Raw genomic sequence first — 18,125 nt, 5'->3', positions numbered from 1 at the left:
GGCCGATGGCGCAGCTTCGCGTACCGGCCGTCAAGCCACTCTACGACACCAAGTATTACGGCGACACCCTGATCGAGATCGGCAAGCGCATCAAGGGACCGATGGGCGATTACTACAAGGCGCTCGACAACACCGAGAACGTCATCCGCCATCTGGCCAAAGGCTTCGAGACGGATCCGGGCGACAACGGGGTGAATGACTTCGAGAGCTGGAAGGAGAAAGGCGTCTGGTACAAGAAGCCCTACATCTATCGCTTCGTCGACGGCGAATTCCTGAAATGGGACGGGACTGATTACAGCATCGTCATGACCGAGGAGGAGGTGAAGGAGAACCTGTTCAAGACCGACTCGGGCAAGTTCGAGCTGCGTTCCGGCTGGCTCGAGTCCAATGCCGACTGGATTGCGCAGAAGACCGGGCGCGACCCGAGAAAATTGATGTTCCCGCATTGGGAAGAGCCGGTCCATCCGGGCGGCGGCGATCTCTACATGGTCACCCCCAAGGTCGCCATGCATGCCGAGGGTCGCGGTGCGAATCTCCCGGTCGCCATCGCCACCCTGCAACCCGTGCTGGGCGGACGCAAGACCGCCTACATCGAGATCAATCCGCAGACCGCGCGCGAACGCGGCATCGCCGACGGCGCGAAGGTTCGTCTGAGCTCCGACCTCGGCAGTATCGAGGGCTATTGCAAGTATTACGAGGGTTGCCGACCAGACACCCTGGTCTTCCCGATGGAGCACGGGCACTGGGCGATGGGCCGCTGGGCCAAGGACCGCCTGCCGGGGCATTGCGGCGAGATCACGGTCAATCAGTCGGACCGCATCACGGGTCAGTGCAGCTACTACACCACCAAGGTCAACATCGCCCCCGCTTGAGCCGCGCCCGAGCGCAGTCGCAACGCTTGAGGGTCGAGCAACGTGCGGCGGGTATCAAAGACCTCTGCCGAGCGCGGCTCAAGAATTTTAAAAGACAACACTTGAATCGCGTCGCGCCGACGCATCGGAGTGCATGCGAGACCGACCAAAATCTCGATGCTTTCCCGTCGCACCGAACGCGATTCAACAAATGAGGATTCAGTCATGGCGAAATGGGGAATGGTCATCGATCTGGACAAGTGCACCGGCTGCCAAGCCTGCACGACGGCCTGTGCGATGGAGAACAACCGCCTGCCCGGCGAGAACTGGCAGGACGTGCTCTTCTATCACGAAGGCACCTATCCGAACGTGAAGCTGATGTGGTTCCCGCGGCCCTGCATGCATTGCGAGAACCCCTCCTGCGTGTCGGTCTGCCCGACCAAGGCGACCTACAAGGACCCGGACGGCGGCTTCGTGCTGATGGACTACAACAAGTGCATCGGCTGCAAATACTGCCAGGTCGCCTGCCCGTACGGCGTGCGCTTCTATGTCGACGAGAAGGCGGTGGTGCAGCCCGATATCCGCGGGGTCTTCCCGAGCGAGACGGGCCGCCAGTGGGATCCGCCCTACAAGGGTCCGCAGGACGATCCCTCGCGCGGGATCGGCATCCAGCCGCACGGCGTCGTCTCCAAGTGCACCTTCTGCTACCACAAGGTCAGCAAGGCGCCGAAGGGTGTGGCCGATCTCGACGAGGATATCCCGGAGCTCAAGGAGTACGTGCCGGCCTGCGTGCGGGTGTGCGCCCCGAAGGCCCGCTTCTTCGGCGACCTGGATCAGCCCAACAGCAACGTCAACAAGATGATCGCGGACAAGCGCGGCGTGCGCCTAAAGGACGAGACCGGCAACAAGCCGCAGGTCTATTACCTCTCGGGCGGCGCGACGGCCTCGGTGCCGTCGTTGCGCAGCATGAGCGATTCGGACAAGGGCTAAGCCGCGCCGGCTCCGACAATGGTCGAGTCTGCCGAGGCCGATCCCATCCAAAAACATCACATACCGCGCTGGGCGCGGTTTAAGGGGAGAAGATCACCATGACCAGCGTCACTGTTTCCAACAAAGAGATCTCGGGCAAACAGCTCGGCATCATGCTGCTCGCCCTGATCGGACTCCTGATTGCGGGCGGCATGGCCGTCAACAATCTGTTGGTCGAAGGTCACGCCGCCTACAACACCGACAACCTCGGCCTCTTCTGGGGCTTTCCGATCGTGATCTACGACTATTTTCTGCTGACCTCCACGGGGCTGGCGATGGTTGCCTCCATGGCTCTGATCTTCGGCGGGGAGGAGTATCGACCCATCATCCGGCGCGCACTCTGGCTCGCCCTGGCCGGCCTGCTCGGCGGGGTCGCGGTCCTGATGATGGAATTGGGCCATCCGTTGCGCGCTCTCTGGGCGATTCCCTTCAGCTTCGCCTTCAGCTCGCCGCTCTATTGGAAGGTCATGGCGGTGAGCTTCTATGTCATTTCGCTCCTGATCCTGCAGGTGCGGATGCTGAAGGCGGACTGGCGCATGCAGGATCTGCGGATCAACGCCATGGTGACGCTGGTGCTGGCACTCGGCGTCACGGCCATCGCGGGTGTCGTCTACGGCTCCCAGAGCTTCCGGCCCTTCTGGGCTTCGGGCGATATCCCGGTCGCCTTCATCTTCGAGTCGCTCCTGGGCGGGCTTGCCTTCGTCTTCTTCTTCACCTATCTGGCCTACGCCTTCAACCCCGCGGCAGTGCCCGAGAGCGTCAAGCGGCTGTTCAACGACCGCCTGGCCAATCTGCTCGCGTTGGCGATCTTCATCCATCTCCTGTTTGTCCTCGCGCGCATGAGCAGCGGACTCTACGGCAACGCCGAGGGGCTTCAGGTTTGGCAGACGCTCGCCACCTCGCCGTTGTTTTTTGCCGAGATCATCATCGGTCTGCTGCTGCCGCTCGTGCTGCTGATGTACCCCGGTACGCGCACGAGCCCCTGGGCGCAGATACTTGCATCGCTGTTGGTGATGAACGCGCTCCTGATCTCGCGCTACGAGTACATCATCGGCGGTCAGTTGGTGCCGCTGTTCAAAGGGTCTTGGGCGCCCGAGTTGCTCAGCTATGCGCCCTCGCCCACCGAGTGGCTGCTCCTGTTGGTGGCCATCTTCCTGTCGAATGCAGTCAATGCCTTCGGGGAGGTGACCTTGCGTCTGGGGCGCGAGGGCTGATCCCGGTCGGTGTCGGATGGCGCGTCACTCATCCGACCTACGACGCCGCAGCGCCAAACTCGCGGCACCGCTCCGGCGGTGTCGCGCATCTCCCGGCGCTCCGCGCCGAGGCAAGCCACTAGGTTTCTTAAGGTTGACCCTATGACGACCGATACAACACGCGTGAGCACATCTGATTTTTTTCTCTGTCTGGCGCGCGCCTTCGCGATTCCTCAGGCTGCTGAAAGCCTGGAGCTCCTCCGCGATGCCTTGCCGGAGGATCTCGCCGAGCTTGCCACGGACTGCGGGTACGAGATCGACGAACCGCTGTCGGACTTCCGGGCAGCGATAGCCGCGATCCCGGACGCGAACCGCCTGCTGGTCATCTATTCGCGGCTCTTTCTCGTGCCGGGCGACCGGCACCCGAGCCTCAACACGGGCGCCTATCTCGACGGCACGGTCGCCGGCGGCAGCGTCACCGCAATGGAGACCTGCTATCGGCGTTGCGGTCTGGAGAAGAACGCGGCTGTGCAGGATCTGCCGGATCACCTCTCGGTCCAACTGGAGTTCTTGGCCCGCTTGTTCGCCGCCGAGTCGCAGGCGTGCATCACCGGCGCGGTATCGCCGCCGATCGCGGCCGGAGAGTTTCTCGCGAGCTTTGTCGGCCGCTGGATCGGCTCCTTCCGCGCCGATCTCGAAGAGGCGGGACGTCGCTTCAAGCTGGCCGACAACCCCTATCGGCACCTTGCGCGGATCCTTGAGAGGGCCGTTCGGGCCGAGGTGGCGCTGCAACCGGGCGAGGCGCCGCCCGCCCCGACCATCGATCCCGAGATCGGACGTCTGCGCAGCCAGCTCACCGGCAAACCCATCACCGAGGAGGATCTGGCGATTATCCGGGCGCGTCTGGCGGCCGACGGGCTACCCAGCGATCATGTGGCGATCCCGGTCGACGACCGCGACCGTATCATGGGGCTCTCGACCATGATCCCGCCGGCAGCGGCGTCGCATCGGATGGCGTCTCCCGGCTGAGCACCGGCGAGCACGGATCCCCGTCGAGCGTGCGGGACCTGTCACGCGCCTGAGATGCTTCGGACCGCTCGACACACAGGTCTCGGGTGGTCCCTGGCGATCGCGCGCATGCGTTGGCTCAACGGCGCGCGGATTCCGGACGATGATGCGGTACGGATCCGCGCGCACCTCGCCAGCACACAACCGGCGGAACCGGCTCGGGCCGTCGTGGAATACAGCCTGGCGGCATTGTTTGTGCTGTTGCCACTTGCCTGGGCGCTCCGACGGTGGTCGCGGCGATCCGCAGGCCGGCCGCTCGCATGAGCCTAATTTCCACGTCTCGCAAAGGAGTTCCGAAGGCCATGTTCCCGCTCAGGCTTACATTGGCGGCGCTCATCCTGATGTGGAATCCGGCCCCGATCCTTGCCGCGGATGAACCGCCTGGCCTCGGGTCGGTCGAGGCCGGGAGCGAGACTCGCGCTCAACCGATTCGGGATGCCGAGACAGCAGGTTTTGGGCTCGATGACTCCGAACGCGCGAACGACACCGGCCAGGCGCGGGACTCGACGCATCAGCCCGGACCGAGCGAGAGCCGAGCAAAACCCTCGCCGCTCGGACTGTGCGACGGCAGCTAAGTCCTGGTCGCCGCGAGCCGCCGAACAGGACGGTTGAAACCGTTCGTTGTCGTCATCGACCATCGACACCGCTCCGACCACGATGACGACAACGACAATAATCTCGGACGGTCTCGGACCTCTGCACGGCTTCACGACCGACATGACGCGAATCTTGCCTGGACAAACCCCACCATACGGAGAACGCTGCTAACCTGCGCAGCTCGACACCTGACCCCAAACCTCGAGTCTCATCGGATCACCGCATGAACGACCAGACCCTCACCGATCCCTTCGGCCGACGCATCGCATACCTGCGCCTGTCCGTCACCGACCGCTGCGACCTGCGTTGCGGCTATTGCCTGCCGAAAGGCTTCAAGGGGTTCGAGGAGCCCGAGCACTGGCTCACGTTCGAGGAAATCACCCGCGTCGTCGGTGCCTTCTCCGCGCTGGGGGTGGGCCGTGTGCGCATCACCGGCGGCGAGCCACTCGTGCGGCGCAACCTGCCCGAGCTGGCCGCCGGGCTGTCGGCGCTGCCCGGCCTGGATGATCTCTCCATCTCCAGCAATTGCACCCGCATGGAATTGCTCGCCGAGCCGCTCTATCGTGCCGGCGTGCGCCGGCTCAATGTCAGCCTCGACAGCCTACGCCCCGAAGTCTTCAAGCAGGTGACCGGAGGGGATCTCGACAAGGTGCTGCGCGGCATCGCCGCGGCACGCGCGGTCGGCTTTGCCCCGATTCGCGTCAATACCGTCGTCATGCGCGGTGTGAACGACGCGGAGATCGAGGACATCCTCGGCTACTGCGCCGACAACGGCTTTACGCTGCGCCTGATCGAGACCATGCCGATGGGCGCGACCGGTCAAGCTGCGCGCGATCAGTATCTCGATCTCCAGACGGTGCGTCGCCGACTGGAGCAGCGATTCACGCTGATCCCGGACATCCTTCCGGGCGGCGGCCCGGCGCGCTACTTCCGCCTCGGCGCGACCGAGACCCGCATCGGCTTCATCACCCCGATCTCGCAGCACTTCTGCGAAACCTGCAACCGGGTACGTCTCACGGTCGACGGCACCCTGTATCTGTGTCTAGGCCAGGAAAGCAGCTACGCGCTGCGACCGCTGCTGCGCGACGGAATCAGGGACGACGCCTTGCTCGAGCATCTGAAACAGGCCATCGCCCTGAAACCCGAGCGTCACGAGTTCAACGAGCGCCCGGAGAAGGTCATCCGATTCATGTCGATGACGGGCGGATGAATGACTGTTTCCGTGCTGTTTTCGTTATTCCGCTTCCTTGGACTTGGTAAACAAGCTGCACGGTTGGTCCGCAACGTCACCCAACGACTCAACACGCCACCAGAGGAGACCGTCATGTCGTACAAGCCGTATCGAGCACCCCCGCCCATCGGGTTCGCCGCGCTGCTCGCGTTGCTGCTCACGCCCCTCCAGGCGCTCGCCAATCCGGACTTCCTGGTCGATGCCGACTGGCTCGCGGACGCGTCGGACGACGAGAACACGATCATCCTCGAGGTACGCTATCACCCTCATCGTTTCTTCACAGTCGGACATATCCCCGGCGCGGTCCAGGTTCAACGCTTCAAGGATCTCGGCGACAACGACGCCAGCCCAATCATGCGCTTTCCGTCCCGCGAGACCTTCCAGGAGACCCTGCGCGGCTGGGGCGTGAACGACGACTCGACACTCGTGATCTACGACGATTCCAGCACGGCGCTGGCGGCGCGGCTCTATTTTCTGCTCGACCTCTACGGCTTCGACATGGACCGGGTCAAGATCCTCGACGGCGGGACCCTCGAATGGACGGGCTTCAACGAGTTGGAGCAGGAGCCGACGCCGCCGAAAACAGCGGGCACGGTGACGCTGAAGGACGCCGACCCGGCGCTCTTCGTGGAGTGGCCCGCCGTCTATGACGATGTCGTCTCGCGCCGCGACCCGGCCGTGGTCCTGCTCGATGCGCGCCCGAACGACATGTACACCGGCGAGGTGATCCGGCACTCGATCATGGGCGGGCACATCCCGGGCGCGATCAATATCGTGAGTCTCGACGGGGTGGACGGTCAGACCGGCAAGTGGCGGAGCGACGAAAGCCTTGCCGCCCTCTATGCGGCGGTTCCCAAGGATAAACGGATCTACATCTACTGCCACGACGGCTTCCGGATGGGCCTGGCCTATCTGCAGCTCAAGCATCTCGGCTACGAGGACGTGCGGCTCTACAACGGCGGCTGGTCGCACTGGGGCAACGAGCTGACCTTGCCGGTCGTGGAAGGTCCCGAGCCTTACGGTGGTGACTTTGCCCTCTGAGGATCGCCACGGCGTCAACCAGACCTATCTTCAGCTCGAGGCCGAGAAGCGGGCGGTACACTCGATGGGCCTCGTTTTTTCATCTCCAGCCGAACCTTAAGCGCCTCGTAACATCCGCTCCGCGGTGTCACGCATGCCTCCTGGCGCTCCGCGTCAGGTGCCACTGAGGCCGAATTCTCGAGGCCCCCTCGACAGTCTCACGCTTGCCCCGGATCAAACACATCGATGTCCGGTTTTCCATATATACGAAATACCGGATATGATCATCGACAGCACGCGCGCCGATCCGGATTCCGGCCCGGCGCGCCCGTCTCGAGTCCAACGGCGAGGGCAACATGAGCAGCCAATGCGAAACCACCGGCAAGCACGCCGCCGGTGAACCCATGGGGTTTTTCGAACGGTATTTGACCCTCTGGGTCTTCCTCTGCATCCTGGTCGGCATCGGTTTGGGTCACCTGGCGCCCGGAGCGTTCCACGCGGTCGCGGCAGTCGAGGTCGCGCAGATCAATCTGCCGGTGGCGGTGCTCATCTGGCTGATGATCATCCCGATGCTGCTGAAGATCGATCTGAAGGCGCTCAAGGGCGTGACCGAGCACTGGCGCGGGGTCGGCGTGACGCTCTTCATCAACTGGGGCGTGAAACCCTTCTCGATGGCCCTGCTCGCCTGGGTCTTCATCGGCTGGCTGTTTCGGCCCTATCTGCCGCCCGAGCAGGTCGATTCCTACATCGCCGGGCTGATCCTGCTGGCCGCCGCGCCCTGTACGGCGATGGTCTTTGTCTGGAGCAATCTCTCGCGCGGCGAGCCGCATTTCACCCTGACTCAGGTCGCACTGAACGACGTCATCATGGTATTCGCCTTCGCGCCGATCGTCGGTCTCCTGCTCGGGTTGGCCGCGATCACGGTTCCCTGGGACACCCTGCTGTTGTCGGTGCTGCTCTATATCGTGGTGCCGCTGATCATTGCGAATATCTGGCGCACACTCTTGTTGAAGCAGGATCCGAGCGGCGAGACGCTGCGGCGGGTCCTGGCGTTCATGCAGCCGCTCTCCCTGATCGCCCTTTTGGCCACACTGGTCCTGCTGTTCGGCTTCCAGGGCGAGCAGATCATCGCCCAACCGCTCATTATCGCCCTGCTGGCGGTGCCGATCCTGATCCAGGTCTTCTTCAACTCGGGGCTGGCCTACCTGCTCAACCGTGCCGTGCGTTCCCCGCACTGCGTGGCCGGCCCTTCCGCACTGATCGGCGCGAGTAACTTCTTCGAGCTGGCCGTGGCCACGGCCATCGCGCTCTTCGGCTTCAACTCGGGGGCCGCGCTCGCGACCGTCGTCGGGGTGCTGATCGAAGTCCCGGTGATGCTGCTGGTGGTGCATGTCGTGATGCGCACACAAGGCTGGTACGAGTCGCGCCCGGGAATTCAGACCTACGCCGAGTGCTGCCCGCCGGTTGCGGCCGCGCCCGCGCGCAGCGGATCGGCCGGTTGAGGAACCACGATGGAGACCTTCACACGCCTTCTTCCCGACCTCGCCGTCGTGATCCTGGTGCTGACCGGTGCCTGACTCTATCGCTGGCTCGGGAGTGCATACGGTACCCCCGGCGACCGAGATCACCGCCGACGGTCGGCCCGTGCTGGTCGGGTAGTGGAAGGTCATGGCCATCCCGACCTAGGTCTTTCTCGGCGGGGATGGACGCGAGCTCGGGCGACACATCGGGTTTATCTCGGCGGACGCCATCCGTGAGCGCTTTGCGGCGGCCGGTCTGCCGCTCGGTCCGGCTGCTGCAGGCGACTCCTGATGGAGTGGCTCGCACCACTGTCGCAGGCGCTCTCCGGCGCCGCATGGTTGGCTGCGCTGGCGGCACTCGTCTGGGGCTTTGCCAGCATCTGGCGCAGTCCCTGTCATCTGGCCGGAATCCCGCTTCTGGTCGGCTATCTCGCGGGGACACCCGAGCCGAGCCGGGAGCACGCGGCGCGAGTCGCTCATCATCCTGGCCCTTGCTTTGGGTGTGCTGATCAGCCTGGTCCCGCTCGGCGCCGCAGCGCTCTGCCTCTCGGGCGCATCGCCGGCGATGTCGGGTCGGGGATCACAGCGTCCACCGGCGGGCCGTGCCAATGACGCGCTAAAGCGTCGCCACCGCAACGTTCGTAGCCCCAACAGTCGCCCCGTTCGCGACAAAACGCAGAAACAACCGGTTCGTGGCAGGATCGAATGCGATCGGCGAGCCCGTGCCGGTCACGACGACGGTGTAATAGACAGTCTGGCCGGCATCGACCGCACGCGTCAGACTGTTGTCGCAGGCCAACCAAGTCCCTCCGGCATTGGTCTCGCAGACCACCAGGTTCACCGGCAGCCCACGTCCGCCATCGTCGGCGCTGACCGTCACTGTCCCGGCACTTCCGATATTGACGGCTGCCGCGACGAAGACCCCGGTTGCGTCGTGGCTCGGCAGCCTGACTGCACCGTCGCCGCTCGGCGTGACGCCGATGGCGAGCAAATCAGGTGGCCGACTCGCCGCCGCCGAAAGGATGAATGTGTTCAGGCCGGCCCGACTCGCCGCCCAAGGCGTATTGTTGCAGTCGATGACGAGCGCGATTTCGGTGGCTCTCAGATCACCGGTCGGGGTGATCCCGAAGACGAAATTCTGGGTCGCTCCCGGCGGGATGTCGACCGGGGTGTTCGGGCTGCCGATCAGAGCGTTGGAAACATTAGTCGTCTGATAGTTGAAGTCGGCTGGAATCCGGTCCGGTAAGCCGATCGAGCAGCCGGTGGCAGTCACGTTTCCGCTGTTGATGACGCTGGCAAAAGCCGTTGCTGTTTCACCATGGGCGACCGCGCGCGCGTAAGGCAAGACTGCAGCGTTCATGCGCGTGTCCTTTGCCGTTGAGGCCATCGGGACAACAAGATCGGCGAACACGGGGAGGTGATCCGCAGCGTTAGGGCAAACCACCGCGTCTACGGGTGTGCCGATGAGCGGGAGACTGCCCGCCAAGCCCTCGTCGGCGCAGTCGTAAACCTGAGCGGCCGCGCCGAGGTCGACGATCGTCGGTCCAGCAAGGACGTAATCGAGACGGCGACCGGAGGTCGGGCGGGTAGCATCCAAACCATCGATTTGCCGGGCATCGAGGATCGCGGCGTGCGGGTTAAGATAAAAGAATGGATCGTTGATCAGGCCGCCGCCCGACATGATCGCCTGGACGTCGAGTCCGATCATGAAGCCCGTGGGTAGCCCGCCAGGAGCGACGTCGAAATGGACCGGCGTCATCGGTTCATCACCAATGTCGGCATTCAGATCACCCATGATCAGGACGGGGTCATCGCCGATGCCGGGATCGCCGGCGAGTTGGCCGATGCGGTATGCCTCGATCGCCCGGCGAAACGCGTCGGTGTTGCTGCCGCCTGACTTTAGATGCGCAACGATCACACGCAGCGGATCGTCGTCGTCGGAGATGGCGACGGTCGCTTCCAGAATGTATCGGGTGAGATCATTGGCGGCAACATCCCCGGAAAGCTCCGCCGACGACCAGGCGTTGCTCAAGATGACCGGGAAGTCCGAGATTACAGCCGCACGCAGTCCGCCGAAGGGCCCAGCGGGCGCAACGGCCGAATGCAGATAGCCGAGATCAAAGGCGAGATCGGCAAGGTGCTCGACGTCTGCGGAAGTGGACACCTCGGTAATCGCCACCAAATCCGCGTCGATCCGGCGCAGGACCCTGGCCGTCGCCTCATACTGCGCACTTCCCGGAGCCCCCACCGTCTCGACGTTCCAAGTGACGACACGGACTGCCTGGTCTGCATGAACAGCAACGCTTCCGATAACCAACAGCAAAGCGCCCAACGCATGGGCCAACCGTTGGCCCGCCATGAATCGCACCCTCATGATCGGCATTCCTTCCAGCGCACGTTGAATCAGTCCAGCAGATGACGGATCGGTCATTGCCGGGTGGGTCCAGTCCCCCGCCGAAGGCTACTCCGGGTTTTTCTCGGCGGCAAGGAATTGGGATCCGACGGGTCGGCGTTCGGAATGGTGGGCGTCGCGGCGCGCGGCCGGAGGTCGTTGGAGATCTCGGCTTGATACACTTCAGGCAGCATCTGCATCGGAGATCAACGCTTTGGCTCTCACCATCCCTCAACGAAGAAGTCGAGCACCTGACCCAAGAGCCGGCCTTCGACTCGATTCAGATGCGTGCGGCACGCATGGCCTGGCAACATCGCTGTATGAGTTGGAAGCAGTTCGGCGCCACGATGCAGTAGCTTTGAAATGATTCCGGCAGCCGGGTCGATGAAGACGACAATTCGTCGAGAGCGAGCTAGTCGCATGCGGAGGTCATTCAGCCCTCGTCCGGCCTTCTCGAGCTTTTTGCTCTGGCTCCTTTTGCTGCCTGCCTCGAACGCGCTTACCGCGGACTGGAGTCCCGCCGGGAAGTCGGAGCGGCAGGAGATCAGCGCCGACCTCGCCTACGCCAAACGTACCGCGGTGCGCCCGTCCGACGGCAAACAGGTCACCGCACACCTGGCCTTTTTCACCTCGCGGACGTTCCGTCTGGAGGTGATCGATCTGGGGGCCGGCCCCGAGGCGGCTTACCCGACGTTGGAAGCCGCCTTCCGCAGCGAGGATTGCGTGGCCGGGGTCAACGGCGGCTTCTTTCATCCAGATTGGCAGCCATCCGGGCTCCTGATTTCCAAAGGACGGCGGATCAACCGCTTCGAGACCGCGAAACTCCTGAGCGGCGTCATCTACAGCGACGATCACGGCATCCATCTTGTCCGGCGTGGCCGGTTCCAAGATCATTCGAGCATCAACGCCTTGTTGCAGACCGGACCCTATCTTGCGGAAGACGCCCGCCCGGTGCGGGGCCTGTCTGCCTCCGATCCGCGGCGCCGCACCTTCGTCGCCACGGATTGGCGCGGACACTGGGTCATCGGTGCGACCATGAGCAGTCTCACCCTCGCCGAGCTCGGTGCAATCCTTGCGTCCCCGGACGCCCTGACGCCTTGGCGGGTCGATCGCGCCATCAACCTCGACGGCGGATCCTCGACCGGATTCTTCTTCGACCGCGGCGCCGACCGAGCTCCGGTGACCCTGCAGCCCTGGAAACGTGTGAGGAACCTGCTCGGAATCTGCACGCGTTTTCGATCCGTCATCGCCGCGCCGTAGAACGGGCAGGGCGACGACATGCGCGGTTTGAAGCGGGCAGCAGCGATCTAGCGTGTGTTCGGCACGCCAGGCTCAATGGGTCTGGAACCTTCGCTTGGATGCGCGACACCGGGAGTAACGGCCAACTTGGCTCGTCGATCGCGTCTTCCCGTCCTCCCCGGATTAGCGGGCACGGCTCGCCCACAACGCTCGGAATGAATGGCATGCGCTTCCACGACCTTACTCTCGGCCGAGCGCTGCGCCGGCATCACCCGCTCCTTCCCGGCAACTGCCGCGGCTTACTGTGCGGTCGCCGAACTGGGCAAGGGGCTGATCGCCGCGCTCGACCCGGATGCCATCGTCGCCGCCGCGCTCGCCGCCGCCCGGGCCAAAGGCATCACCCGCAGCGAAGCTCGCAACTCGACACACCTCTGAGACCATCTCCCGTAAGAACCGAAGCGCCGGTCATCTGTATCGACTGGCACATCATCCGGATCAGGTGGTTTCTGTTCAGGCACGACTTTGACCCTCATTATTCCGGCAGGCAAAGCTGCCATGCGGGCAGGAGGCGCGGAATCACTTGTGCTCTATCAAGTTTGTTACGTAAGATCATCCAGCGTGCCAGATCAAACGAATCCCGATACAAGTACGCCATCCACTCCGCCAGGAGCACTGCTGCATAGGTTTCCGCGTCGCCGGTATCACAGACAGCAAGCCCCGCGCTGTGCCGGTACCCGGTCACAACGGTTGCCTCGTCATAGCCCAAACGATGGAGCGCAACCGCCGCTGTGCCTGCGCGAAACGTCGTATCCTCGGGCAGAGTCGATTCTGCCGATGAGGCAATAGGGTTGAGTGCCGCCGGAAACTCCGAGAATTGAAGGTTGGCGAACAAGGCTTGAACGTACGAAGCGAGTTCGGGTGTGTTCGCCATATGCCAAAAATTGAAGACCACTGTTTGGCGCGGCTGGGTAACCTCGGTCACCCCATGGTAGGAATCCGCGTGAAGCGGAAAGCCAAAGGCTTTATTGTATTCAGGATCAACACTGAACACCGCTTTACCTTCTGGCGATGAGAATAACTCCAGAACACCGCCATGATCAGGTTGCCATTGTTGATTAAGTTGCACGACCAGTCGCGCACTCTCATAGCCCAAAAGCGGTCGGTCACTATGTATACCAATGACTTGTCCTGGCAGCATTCGTTGAGCCGTGACGACAACACGATCAACGAGTGGCAACCCGGTAATCTCTCGCATTCTAGCGAGTATTGCGGCTTGAAACGATGCCGGAATATGCTTGGTAACGTCGCAAAGAGAGCACCGGTAAAACGCACCATCCCGATGCTGCCAATCATTGGTTTGCAAAAATAGGGCCTCCAGCATTTCGCACTGGTTCTCGGAAAATGCGGAGTCCACACAAAAAAAGGGGAATGGATTATGGTGGTGACTAGGTTGCAGGAGCAACGGCTGAACTCCTTTGCTGAGCGCCCAGCGGTCGTCCCGCGGTCGCGAAGGCAATATGCAGAGCGCATCGCGCACGCCATAAAGCCAGGCGCTTTCCTGCCCGGCGGGCCAACGGGTAGCCGGTCACGACACCGACTGAGAGACGGTAGGCGAATCCGTTCACGACCAAAGCAGCCATGACAACCTCGCTTCCACATGAGTGGAAAGCATCTTTTTGCTTACCCTCCGGAGCGGTCTCTCGCTGCCCCGGGGATCGTGGCCCGAGAGGCATCGAACCCCCTTCGGTTAGTGGCGCCATGTCCCAGTTGCGGTCGCTTAGACTGCAAGAGCCTGAGGCTTGGTTTGGAGCCAGGGCTGGCGGCCGCGACAATGATCGGCGAAAGCAGCAGGCCGAACACGGGATAGAGCATAGCTGCCGCGATGGGCACGCCGAGGGCGTTGGAGAGGAAGGAGAAGAACGGATTCCGGCGGATGTTGCGCATGACCGCGCGGCTCAACCGCCGGGCGCGCACGATACCGCGCAGATCACCCTTGACCAGGGTGACTCCCGCGCTCTCCATGGCCACGTTCCGTTTTTTCAGCACCAGGGTATCGACCTTCTCATGACCTCCGATGCCTCGGCATGTTTGACCAGCAGACCCATGCGCGCGCCGGGGTTCATCAAGTCGAGTCCTCTCAACTGGCCGCGAGGGCGTCGCGTACCCGTTCCATCCGCCCTTTGACCTCCGAGGCGATCTCGGCCACCTCCGGCCGATCCACCAATTGCAGCACTGACTCAGGGTCCATGAAGGCGACGACGATGGTACCGTCGTCCTCTTCGCGCACGACCACATTGCAGGGCAGAAGCAGTCCGATGTCGGGCTCCGCCTCCAGTGCCCGATTGGCGAGTGGGGGATTGCAGGCACCGAGGATGCGGTAGGGCCGCTTCTCGATCCCCAGCTTAGCCTCCAGTGTGGCCTGTACGTCGATGTCGCTGAGGACGCCGAACCCCTCGCCCTTCAGTGCCTCGGTGACGCGGACGACGGCCTCATCGAATGTGCTCTTGAGTGTCGTGGAAAATCCATACATTGCATGCAACTCCTCTGTCGATTGTGGAATGAGTGTTGTGGAATGGGTCCTTGTGAAACAAGGCGCCGACTTTAGATCGGCGCAAATTGACGCGGCGCTGGACTTCATCCCGCGGTTCCGATCAGCAACCGTCCCCGCCTCCGTGGGTCACATCGTTCGCGTGTGCTGCATCGTCGATATTGGGGCCATTAGAGTGTTCTGAGTAATCGGATGAGTTTCCAGCGGTCGGTCTCGGTGAGGGCGTCCGGGGATCGACGCATCCATGTCGGGCGACGTATCGACGTCCCCGAGTTGATGGCGATGACCCGAGGTGAGACGAATGCGCCCGCTCGTTCCCGCCGGCGTTGTGCCAAAGTTCCCGATTCCCATCCTCATGCGGATCGGGCTCTGTACCAGGATCAAACAGTGCCACCGAACAACGCACCCACACCGGCCGTGATCACCATCGCGAGCGCGCCCCAGAAGGTGACCCGCCACGCGCCGATCAGCATGCTGGCACCACCAACCCGAGCGGCGATGGCGCCCAACAAGGCCAGTGAAGCGAGAGAGGCACCCGACACCCAGGGAATCAGGGCCTGCTCGGGCGCCAAGGCCGTTACGGTCAGCGGCAACGCCGCACCGACTGCGAAGCTGGCGGCCGACGCCAAGGCAGCCTGAATCGGTCGAGCGCTGAAGTTCGCGGAGATGCCGAGCTCGTCGCGTGCATGGGCACCGAGGGCATCGTGCGCCATCAGTTGCTTCGCGACTTGTTCTGCAACGTCAGGCTCAAGCCCGCGTGCGACATAGATGGCCGCGAGTTCGCGGCGCTCCGCCGAGGGATCCTGTTCGAGCTCGGTGCGCTCGCGCTCCAGGTCGGCGTTCTCGGTATCGGCCTGCGAATGAACCGAGACATACTCGCCGGCGGCCATCGACATGGCGCCGGCCACCAGGCCCGCGACCCCGGTCAGCAGAAGACTACCGTGACTGACATTGGCCGCCGCCACGCCGAGCAAAAGACTGGCGGTCGAAACGATGCCGTCGTTCGCCCCGAGCACGGCGGCGCGCAGCCACCCGATGCGGTCGGTGCGGTGGCGCTCGATGTGGTGTCGCAACGCTCTCATGGTGTCGCGGTCAGGCCGCTTGCCTGGCGACCCGGACAACATCGCGGTCGATCCTGATCTTCTCGCCCGGCACATGCCCAACGCATCTTTCGTTCCACAGCTCGATCGTTCCACAGCTCGATCGTTCGGCGATCCGGGTGGTGAGCGTCAACGCCGAGCAGGCTGACCGACGCCGTGTGCAAGGGGAAATGCTGGCCTTCCATGAGCGCAAGCCCGATCCAGCATACAGCGAAGGCTGCGCCGAACTGACCATGCGAGAAGAGCGCGATCGTGCCTTGCATCTTACTCAGCCGCGCGATGAGCCGGTCGGCTCGAGCGCTGACGTCGTCCGGCGAATCGCCGCCCGGGCAGCCGTCACGCCAGATATCCCAACCCGGGACGTCGTTGCGGATGCCCACGGAGCGCCGGCCCGGATCTTCAACGCCCGGTGCTGCAGGCAAGACGCTTCTGCCTGAACGATATCAATGTCGCCAGGAGCGTGATGGCAGGCCATGTCAGTCCGTAAGCTTCGCGGAGGAGTCTTTCTAATCAAAACCCACTTTAATCTGCAAGAATAGCCGCATGACAACGGCGCGTCTGTACGGCAGCACACACTCCTCACTCGGCAGACAGGCTCGAGCATCCACGAGCGCCAGACCATATCATGACTGGACGTTTATACAGCTCCGGTCATCCGTCATGCCTCGATCCGACCTTGCCGCCTGCGCCGTAAGTTCAGCGCGGGTTCATCCGGTGTGCCCGGCAAACAGATGATCGTGCACGCCTGCACGCTTGCTCCGCTTCCCTGCCCGCTGCCCCTCTTCGGCTCGCGCATCCCGGCCGGCTATCCCTCGCCGGCCGACGACGATCTGGAAGGCACCATCGACCTGAACGAGCAGTTGATCCGGCACCCGGCCGCGACCTTCTTCCTGCGGGTGCAGGGGGATTCCATGACAGGTGCGGGGCTCCGCGACGGCGATCTGCTGGTGGTAGACCGCGCGTGCGAGCCCAAGTCCGGATCGATCGTGGTGGCCGCCGTGGGCGGGGAGCTGATCTTGAAGCGCCTGAAGATCGAGAGTGATCGGATCTGGCTGGTGCCCGAGCACCCGGACTATGCGCCGCTGGAGATTCAGGGCGAGATGGGGTTGGTGGTCTGGGGTGTGGTTGCGCATGCCGTACATTCGTTTTGAAATGCCCCCGTCGCTCGTGATCACCGTGCCCGGTGGCCATTGTGGGGCCTTTTTGCATCCGCAATCCTCGAGGTGTCCGATGTCGCGTCCCGTTTTTGCCTGCCTCTTGCTGCTCCTTCCCTCTGTCGTCACTGCCGGCGACGCGCTAGAGGGAACCTGGTCCGCACCCAGTCTGTCGCGACCCGAGACCCCGATCGTGATCGGACTCCTGCCGGGCGGCATCGCCACCGAGCAGATCGGCGATTACCGGGGCAGCGGGACTTGGACACCGGAGGGAGGGGCCGCTCGCATCGACTGGGGGAAAGGCTGGGTCGGTCTGTTGCGCCCGATGCCGGAGGGTGGTCATCGCCTGCTGACGTGGAAAGCCGGCTCGCCGCCGGCCGGACCGCCCGATGACGACAAACCCGCCGAACGTATCGATCCTGCGGGCGATTGAGATGGTGCGGGAACGGTTTTCTGCAGCCCCCATTGTTGTGCGATCGAGAGATTTCACGTCATGTTCGCCCTGGTCGACTGCAAGCACCGGAAACTTTTTCGTCGTATTCGCAACGAACACGACTTTTCTCTAGACCGACCCTTTGGCGTTTCCTGCGGAAGCTGGACGGGCAGGCATGTTCAGTCGCGACATTTGGTGCATCCACGACCCGTTGCCGACGCTCGTTCGTCCGGGACGAACGTCCGGTGTGTCGGTACAAGCAGTCGGTCAAGCAATTGGAAGCGGAAGTCGGGTCAAGCAGCTCGCGACGAACCGCCGTAACCGCCAGAAGGTGGCATCACCGAGCCGAGATAGTCGACAACGACCCCGACGAGGAGGAGTCCGAAATCGCCCTCACGCGCGGCACCCTCGCGTGGTGGCGAACTCGCCATGGTCACTCGGCCACGACAGTTCCGGGCGGGGCCTTGGCCCAGGGATAGCCCTCCCTGGCCAGGCGGTAGCCGAGGTCGTAGAGGGCGCTTATGTAGACCGGATCGAACGGCTCCTCGGATTTGCCCGGGAAGTCGTCCGGTACGCTGGCCAGGTTGTAGTCGAGGCCGTCGCGCTTCGCCCCGAGGAACATCCGGTACATGTCCCCGATCCCCTGGGTGCGGATCAGCGAGGAGATCGAGCGCTCGGCGATTGCCGGCAGCCGTCGCGGGACCGCCTCGGGGTCGAGCATGATCTTGGCGTTGCGCACGACGTAGACCT

The 18,125-nt window shown here is 63.4% G+C and carries 18 protein-coding genes and 2 pseudogenes; 12 read left to right on the top strand and 8 right to left on the bottom strand.

Annotation, left to right across the window (positions count from 1 at the left end):
• Positions 1–872, top strand: an 872-nt coding sequence (locus GPT33_RS09840; RefSeq protein ID WP_296808102.1) for a molybdopterin dinucleotide binding domain-containing protein, incomplete at its 5' end; no start/stop codon positions are given.
• On the opposite strand, the gene GPT33_RS09835 is transcribed toward GPT33_RS09840, so the two are convergent.
• A complete protein-coding gene (locus tag GPT33_RS09835; RefSeq protein ID WP_296808099.1) occupies positions 839–1,099 on the bottom strand; it encodes a hypothetical protein in 261 nt (86 codons plus the stop codon). The genes GPT33_RS09840 and GPT33_RS09835 overlap by 34 nt on opposite strands.
• On the opposite strand from GPT33_RS09835, the gene GPT33_RS09830 reads away from it, so the two are divergent.
• The 6 genes from GPT33_RS09830 to arsB all read left to right on the top strand — a co-directional run bounded on the left by GPT33_RS09830 (position 1,092) and on the right by arsB (position 8,491).
• Positions 1,092–1,841: a 4Fe-4S dicluster domain-containing protein gene (locus GPT33_RS09830; protein ID WP_296808105.1), complete on the top strand. Its 750-nt coding sequence runs from the start codon at positions 1,092–1,094 to the stop codon at positions 1,839–1,841. The genes GPT33_RS09835 and GPT33_RS09830 overlap by 8 nt on opposite strands.
• A 98-nt stretch (positions 1,842–1,939) precedes the next feature.
• The gene (nrfD, locus tag GPT33_RS09825) at positions 1,940–3,094 is read left to right on the top strand and encodes an NrfD/PsrC family molybdoenzyme membrane anchor subunit (protein ID WP_296808096.1); all 1,155 of its coding nucleotides are present in this window, start codon (positions 1,940–1,942) and stop codon (positions 3,092–3,094) included.
• A gap of 162 nt (positions 3,095–3,256) precedes the next feature.
• Positions 3,257–4,102, top strand: coding sequence for a molecular chaperone TorD family protein (locus GPT33_RS09820; protein WP_296808093.1), 846 nt, complete (start codon positions 3,257–3,259; stop codon positions 4,100–4,102).
• An 859-nt stretch (positions 4,103–4,961) separates the two neighbouring features.
• On the top strand, positions 4,962–5,948 hold the full coding sequence (gene moaA / locus GPT33_RS09815; protein ID WP_296808091.1) for a GTP 3',8-cyclase MoaA: 987 nt from the start codon (positions 4,962–4,964) through the stop codon (positions 5,946–5,948).
• A 114-nt stretch (positions 5,949–6,062) separates the two neighbouring features.
• Positions 6,063–7,010, top strand: a complete 948-nt coding sequence (locus GPT33_RS09810) for a rhodanese-like domain-containing protein (protein ID WP_296808088.1) — start codon at positions 6,063–6,065, stop codon at positions 7,008–7,010.
• Positions 7,011–7,345: 335 nt separating this feature from the next.
• Entirely contained in the window at positions 7,346–8,491 is a 1,146-nt protein-coding gene (gene arsB, locus GPT33_RS09805; protein WP_296808084.1) for an ACR3 family arsenite efflux transporter, read from the top strand.
• Positions 8,492–9,125: 634 nt separating this feature from the next.
• On the opposite strand, the gene GPT33_RS09800 is transcribed toward arsB, so the two are convergent.
• The gene (locus tag GPT33_RS09800; protein WP_296808081.1) at positions 9,126–10,940 is read right to left on the bottom strand and encodes an endonuclease/exonuclease/phosphatase family protein; all 1,815 of its coding nucleotides are present in this window, start codon (positions 10,938–10,940) and stop codon (positions 9,126–9,128) included.
• A 134-nt stretch (positions 10,941–11,074) separates the two neighbouring features.
• Here GPT33_RS09800 and GPT33_RS09795 point away from each other — a divergent pair, with 134 nt between their 5' ends.
• The 3 genes from GPT33_RS09795 to GPT33_RS09785 all read left to right on the top strand — a co-directional run bounded on the left by GPT33_RS09795 (position 11,075) and on the right by GPT33_RS09785 (position 12,575).
• On the top strand, positions 11,075–11,257 hold the full coding sequence (locus GPT33_RS09795; protein WP_296808079.1) for a hypothetical protein: 183 nt from the start codon (positions 11,075–11,077) through the stop codon (positions 11,255–11,257).
• A 64-nt stretch (positions 11,258–11,321) separates the two neighbouring features.
• Positions 11,322–12,161, top strand: a complete 840-nt coding sequence (locus GPT33_RS09790; RefSeq protein ID WP_296808076.1) for a phosphodiester glycosidase family protein — start codon at positions 11,322–11,324, stop codon at positions 12,159–12,161.
• A gap of 198 nt (positions 12,162–12,359) precedes the next feature.
• Positions 12,360–12,575, top strand: a complete 216-nt coding sequence (locus GPT33_RS09785; RefSeq protein ID WP_296808074.1) for a hypothetical protein — start codon at positions 12,360–12,362, stop codon at positions 12,573–12,575.
• A 97-nt stretch (positions 12,576–12,672) separates the two neighbouring features.
• Here GPT33_RS09785 and GPT33_RS09780 read toward each other — a convergent pair whose 3' ends face one another.
• From GPT33_RS09780 to GPT33_RS18895, 5 genes and pseudogenes are all read right to left on the bottom strand, one after another.
• Positions 12,673–13,521, bottom strand: coding sequence for a 2OG-Fe(II) oxygenase (locus GPT33_RS09780; protein ID WP_296808071.1), 849 nt, complete (start codon positions 13,519–13,521; stop codon positions 12,673–12,675).
• A gap of 437 nt (positions 13,522–13,958) precedes the next feature.
• A pseudogene (locus GPT33_RS09775) lies at positions 13,959–14,171 on the bottom strand (heavy metal translocating P-type ATPase); the annotation flags it as partial.
• Between the two features lie 106 nt (positions 14,172–14,277).
• Positions 14,278–14,670, bottom strand: a complete 393-nt coding sequence (locus tag GPT33_RS09770) for a DUF302 domain-containing protein (RefSeq protein ID WP_296808069.1) — start codon at positions 14,668–14,670, stop codon at positions 14,278–14,280.
• 398 nt (positions 14,671–15,068) lie between these two features.
• Positions 15,069–15,770, bottom strand: a complete 702-nt coding sequence (locus tag GPT33_RS09765; protein ID WP_296808067.1) for a VIT family protein — start codon at positions 15,768–15,770, stop codon at positions 15,069–15,071.
• Positions 15,767–16,168 (bottom strand): histidine phosphatase family protein, encoded by a 402-nt coding sequence (locus tag GPT33_RS18895; protein WP_363929220.1) that lies wholly within the window; start codon positions 16,166–16,168, stop codon positions 15,767–15,769. The genes GPT33_RS09765 and GPT33_RS18895 overlap by 4 nt, the downstream gene beginning before the upstream one ends.
• A 336-nt stretch (positions 16,169–16,504) precedes the next feature.
• Between GPT33_RS18895 and umuD the strand changes: the two genes are divergently transcribed.
• Positions 16,505–16,939 carry a translesion error-prone DNA polymerase V autoproteolytic subunit gene (gene umuD, locus GPT33_RS09755; protein ID WP_296808062.1) on the top strand — a complete coding sequence of 145 codons (435 nt, stop codon included), beginning with the start codon at positions 16,505–16,507 and terminating at the stop codon, positions 16,937–16,939.
• A 79-nt stretch (positions 16,940–17,018) separates the two neighbouring features.
• Positions 17,019–17,375, top strand: coding sequence for a hypothetical protein (locus GPT33_RS09750; RefSeq protein WP_296808060.1), 357 nt, complete (start codon positions 17,019–17,021; stop codon positions 17,373–17,375).
• A gap of 433 nt (positions 17,376–17,808) precedes the next feature.
• Here GPT33_RS09750 and GPT33_RS09745 read toward each other — a convergent pair.
• Positions 17,809–18,125: pseudogene (locus GPT33_RS09745) on the bottom strand (patatin family protein); the annotation flags it as partial.

Source organism: Thiocapsa sp. (assembly GCF_011390875.1).
Taxonomy (GTDB): domain Bacteria; phylum Pseudomonadota; class Gammaproteobacteria; order Chromatiales; family Chromatiaceae; genus Thiocapsa.
Note: the sequence above shows the minus strand (reverse complement) of the source record. Positions and strands in the feature narration are given on the sequence as shown.

What these genes read in the sequence shown, in the direction of transcription:
- GPT33_RS09830 (WP_296808105.1), top strand. Translation starts at nt 1,092, where the DNA reads ATGGTCATCGATCTGGACAAGTGCACCGGCTGCCAAGCCTGCACGACG.
- GPT33_RS09835 (WP_296808099.1), bottom strand. Translation starts at nt 1,099, where the DNA reads ATGACCATTCCCCATTTCGCCATGACTGAATCCTCATTTGTTGAATCG.
- nrfD (WP_296808096.1), top strand. Translation starts at nt 1,940, where the DNA reads ATGACCAGCGTCACTGTTTCCAACAAAGAGATCTCGGGCAAACAGCTC.
- moaA (WP_296808091.1), top strand. Translation starts at nt 4,962, where the DNA reads ATGAACGACCAGACCCTCACCGATCCCTTCGGCCGACGCATCGCATAC.
- GPT33_RS09810 (WP_296808088.1), top strand. Translation starts at nt 6,063, where the DNA reads ATGTCGTACAAGCCGTATCGAGCACCCCCGCCCATCGGGTTCGCCGCG.
- arsB (WP_296808084.1), top strand. Translation starts at nt 7,346, where the DNA reads ATGAGCAGCCAATGCGAAACCACCGGCAAGCACGCCGCCGGTGAACCC.
- GPT33_RS09800 (WP_296808081.1), bottom strand. Translation starts at nt 10,940, where the DNA reads ATGACCGATCCGTCATCTGCTGGACTGATTCAACGTGCGCTGGAAGGA.
- GPT33_RS09790 (WP_296808076.1), top strand. Translation starts at nt 11,322, where the DNA reads ATGCGGAGGTCATTCAGCCCTCGTCCGGCCTTCTCGAGCTTTTTGCTC.
- GPT33_RS09785 (WP_296808074.1), top strand. Translation starts at nt 12,360, where the DNA reads ATGGCATGCGCTTCCACGACCTTACTCTCGGCCGAGCGCTGCGCCGGC.
- GPT33_RS09780 (WP_296808071.1), bottom strand. Translation starts at nt 13,521, where the DNA reads ATGCTGGAGGCCCTATTTTTGCAAACCAATGATTGGCAGCATCGGGAT.
- GPT33_RS09770 (WP_296808069.1), bottom strand. Translation starts at nt 14,670, where the DNA reads ATGTATGGATTTTCCACGACACTCAAGAGCACATTCGATGAGGCCGTC.
- GPT33_RS09765 (WP_296808067.1), bottom strand. Translation starts at nt 15,770, where the DNA reads ATGAGAGCGTTGCGACACCACATCGAGCGCCACCGCACCGACCGCATC.
- GPT33_RS09750 (WP_296808060.1), top strand. Translation starts at nt 17,019, where the DNA reads ATGTCGCGTCCCGTTTTTGCCTGCCTCTTGCTGCTCCTTCCCTCTGTC.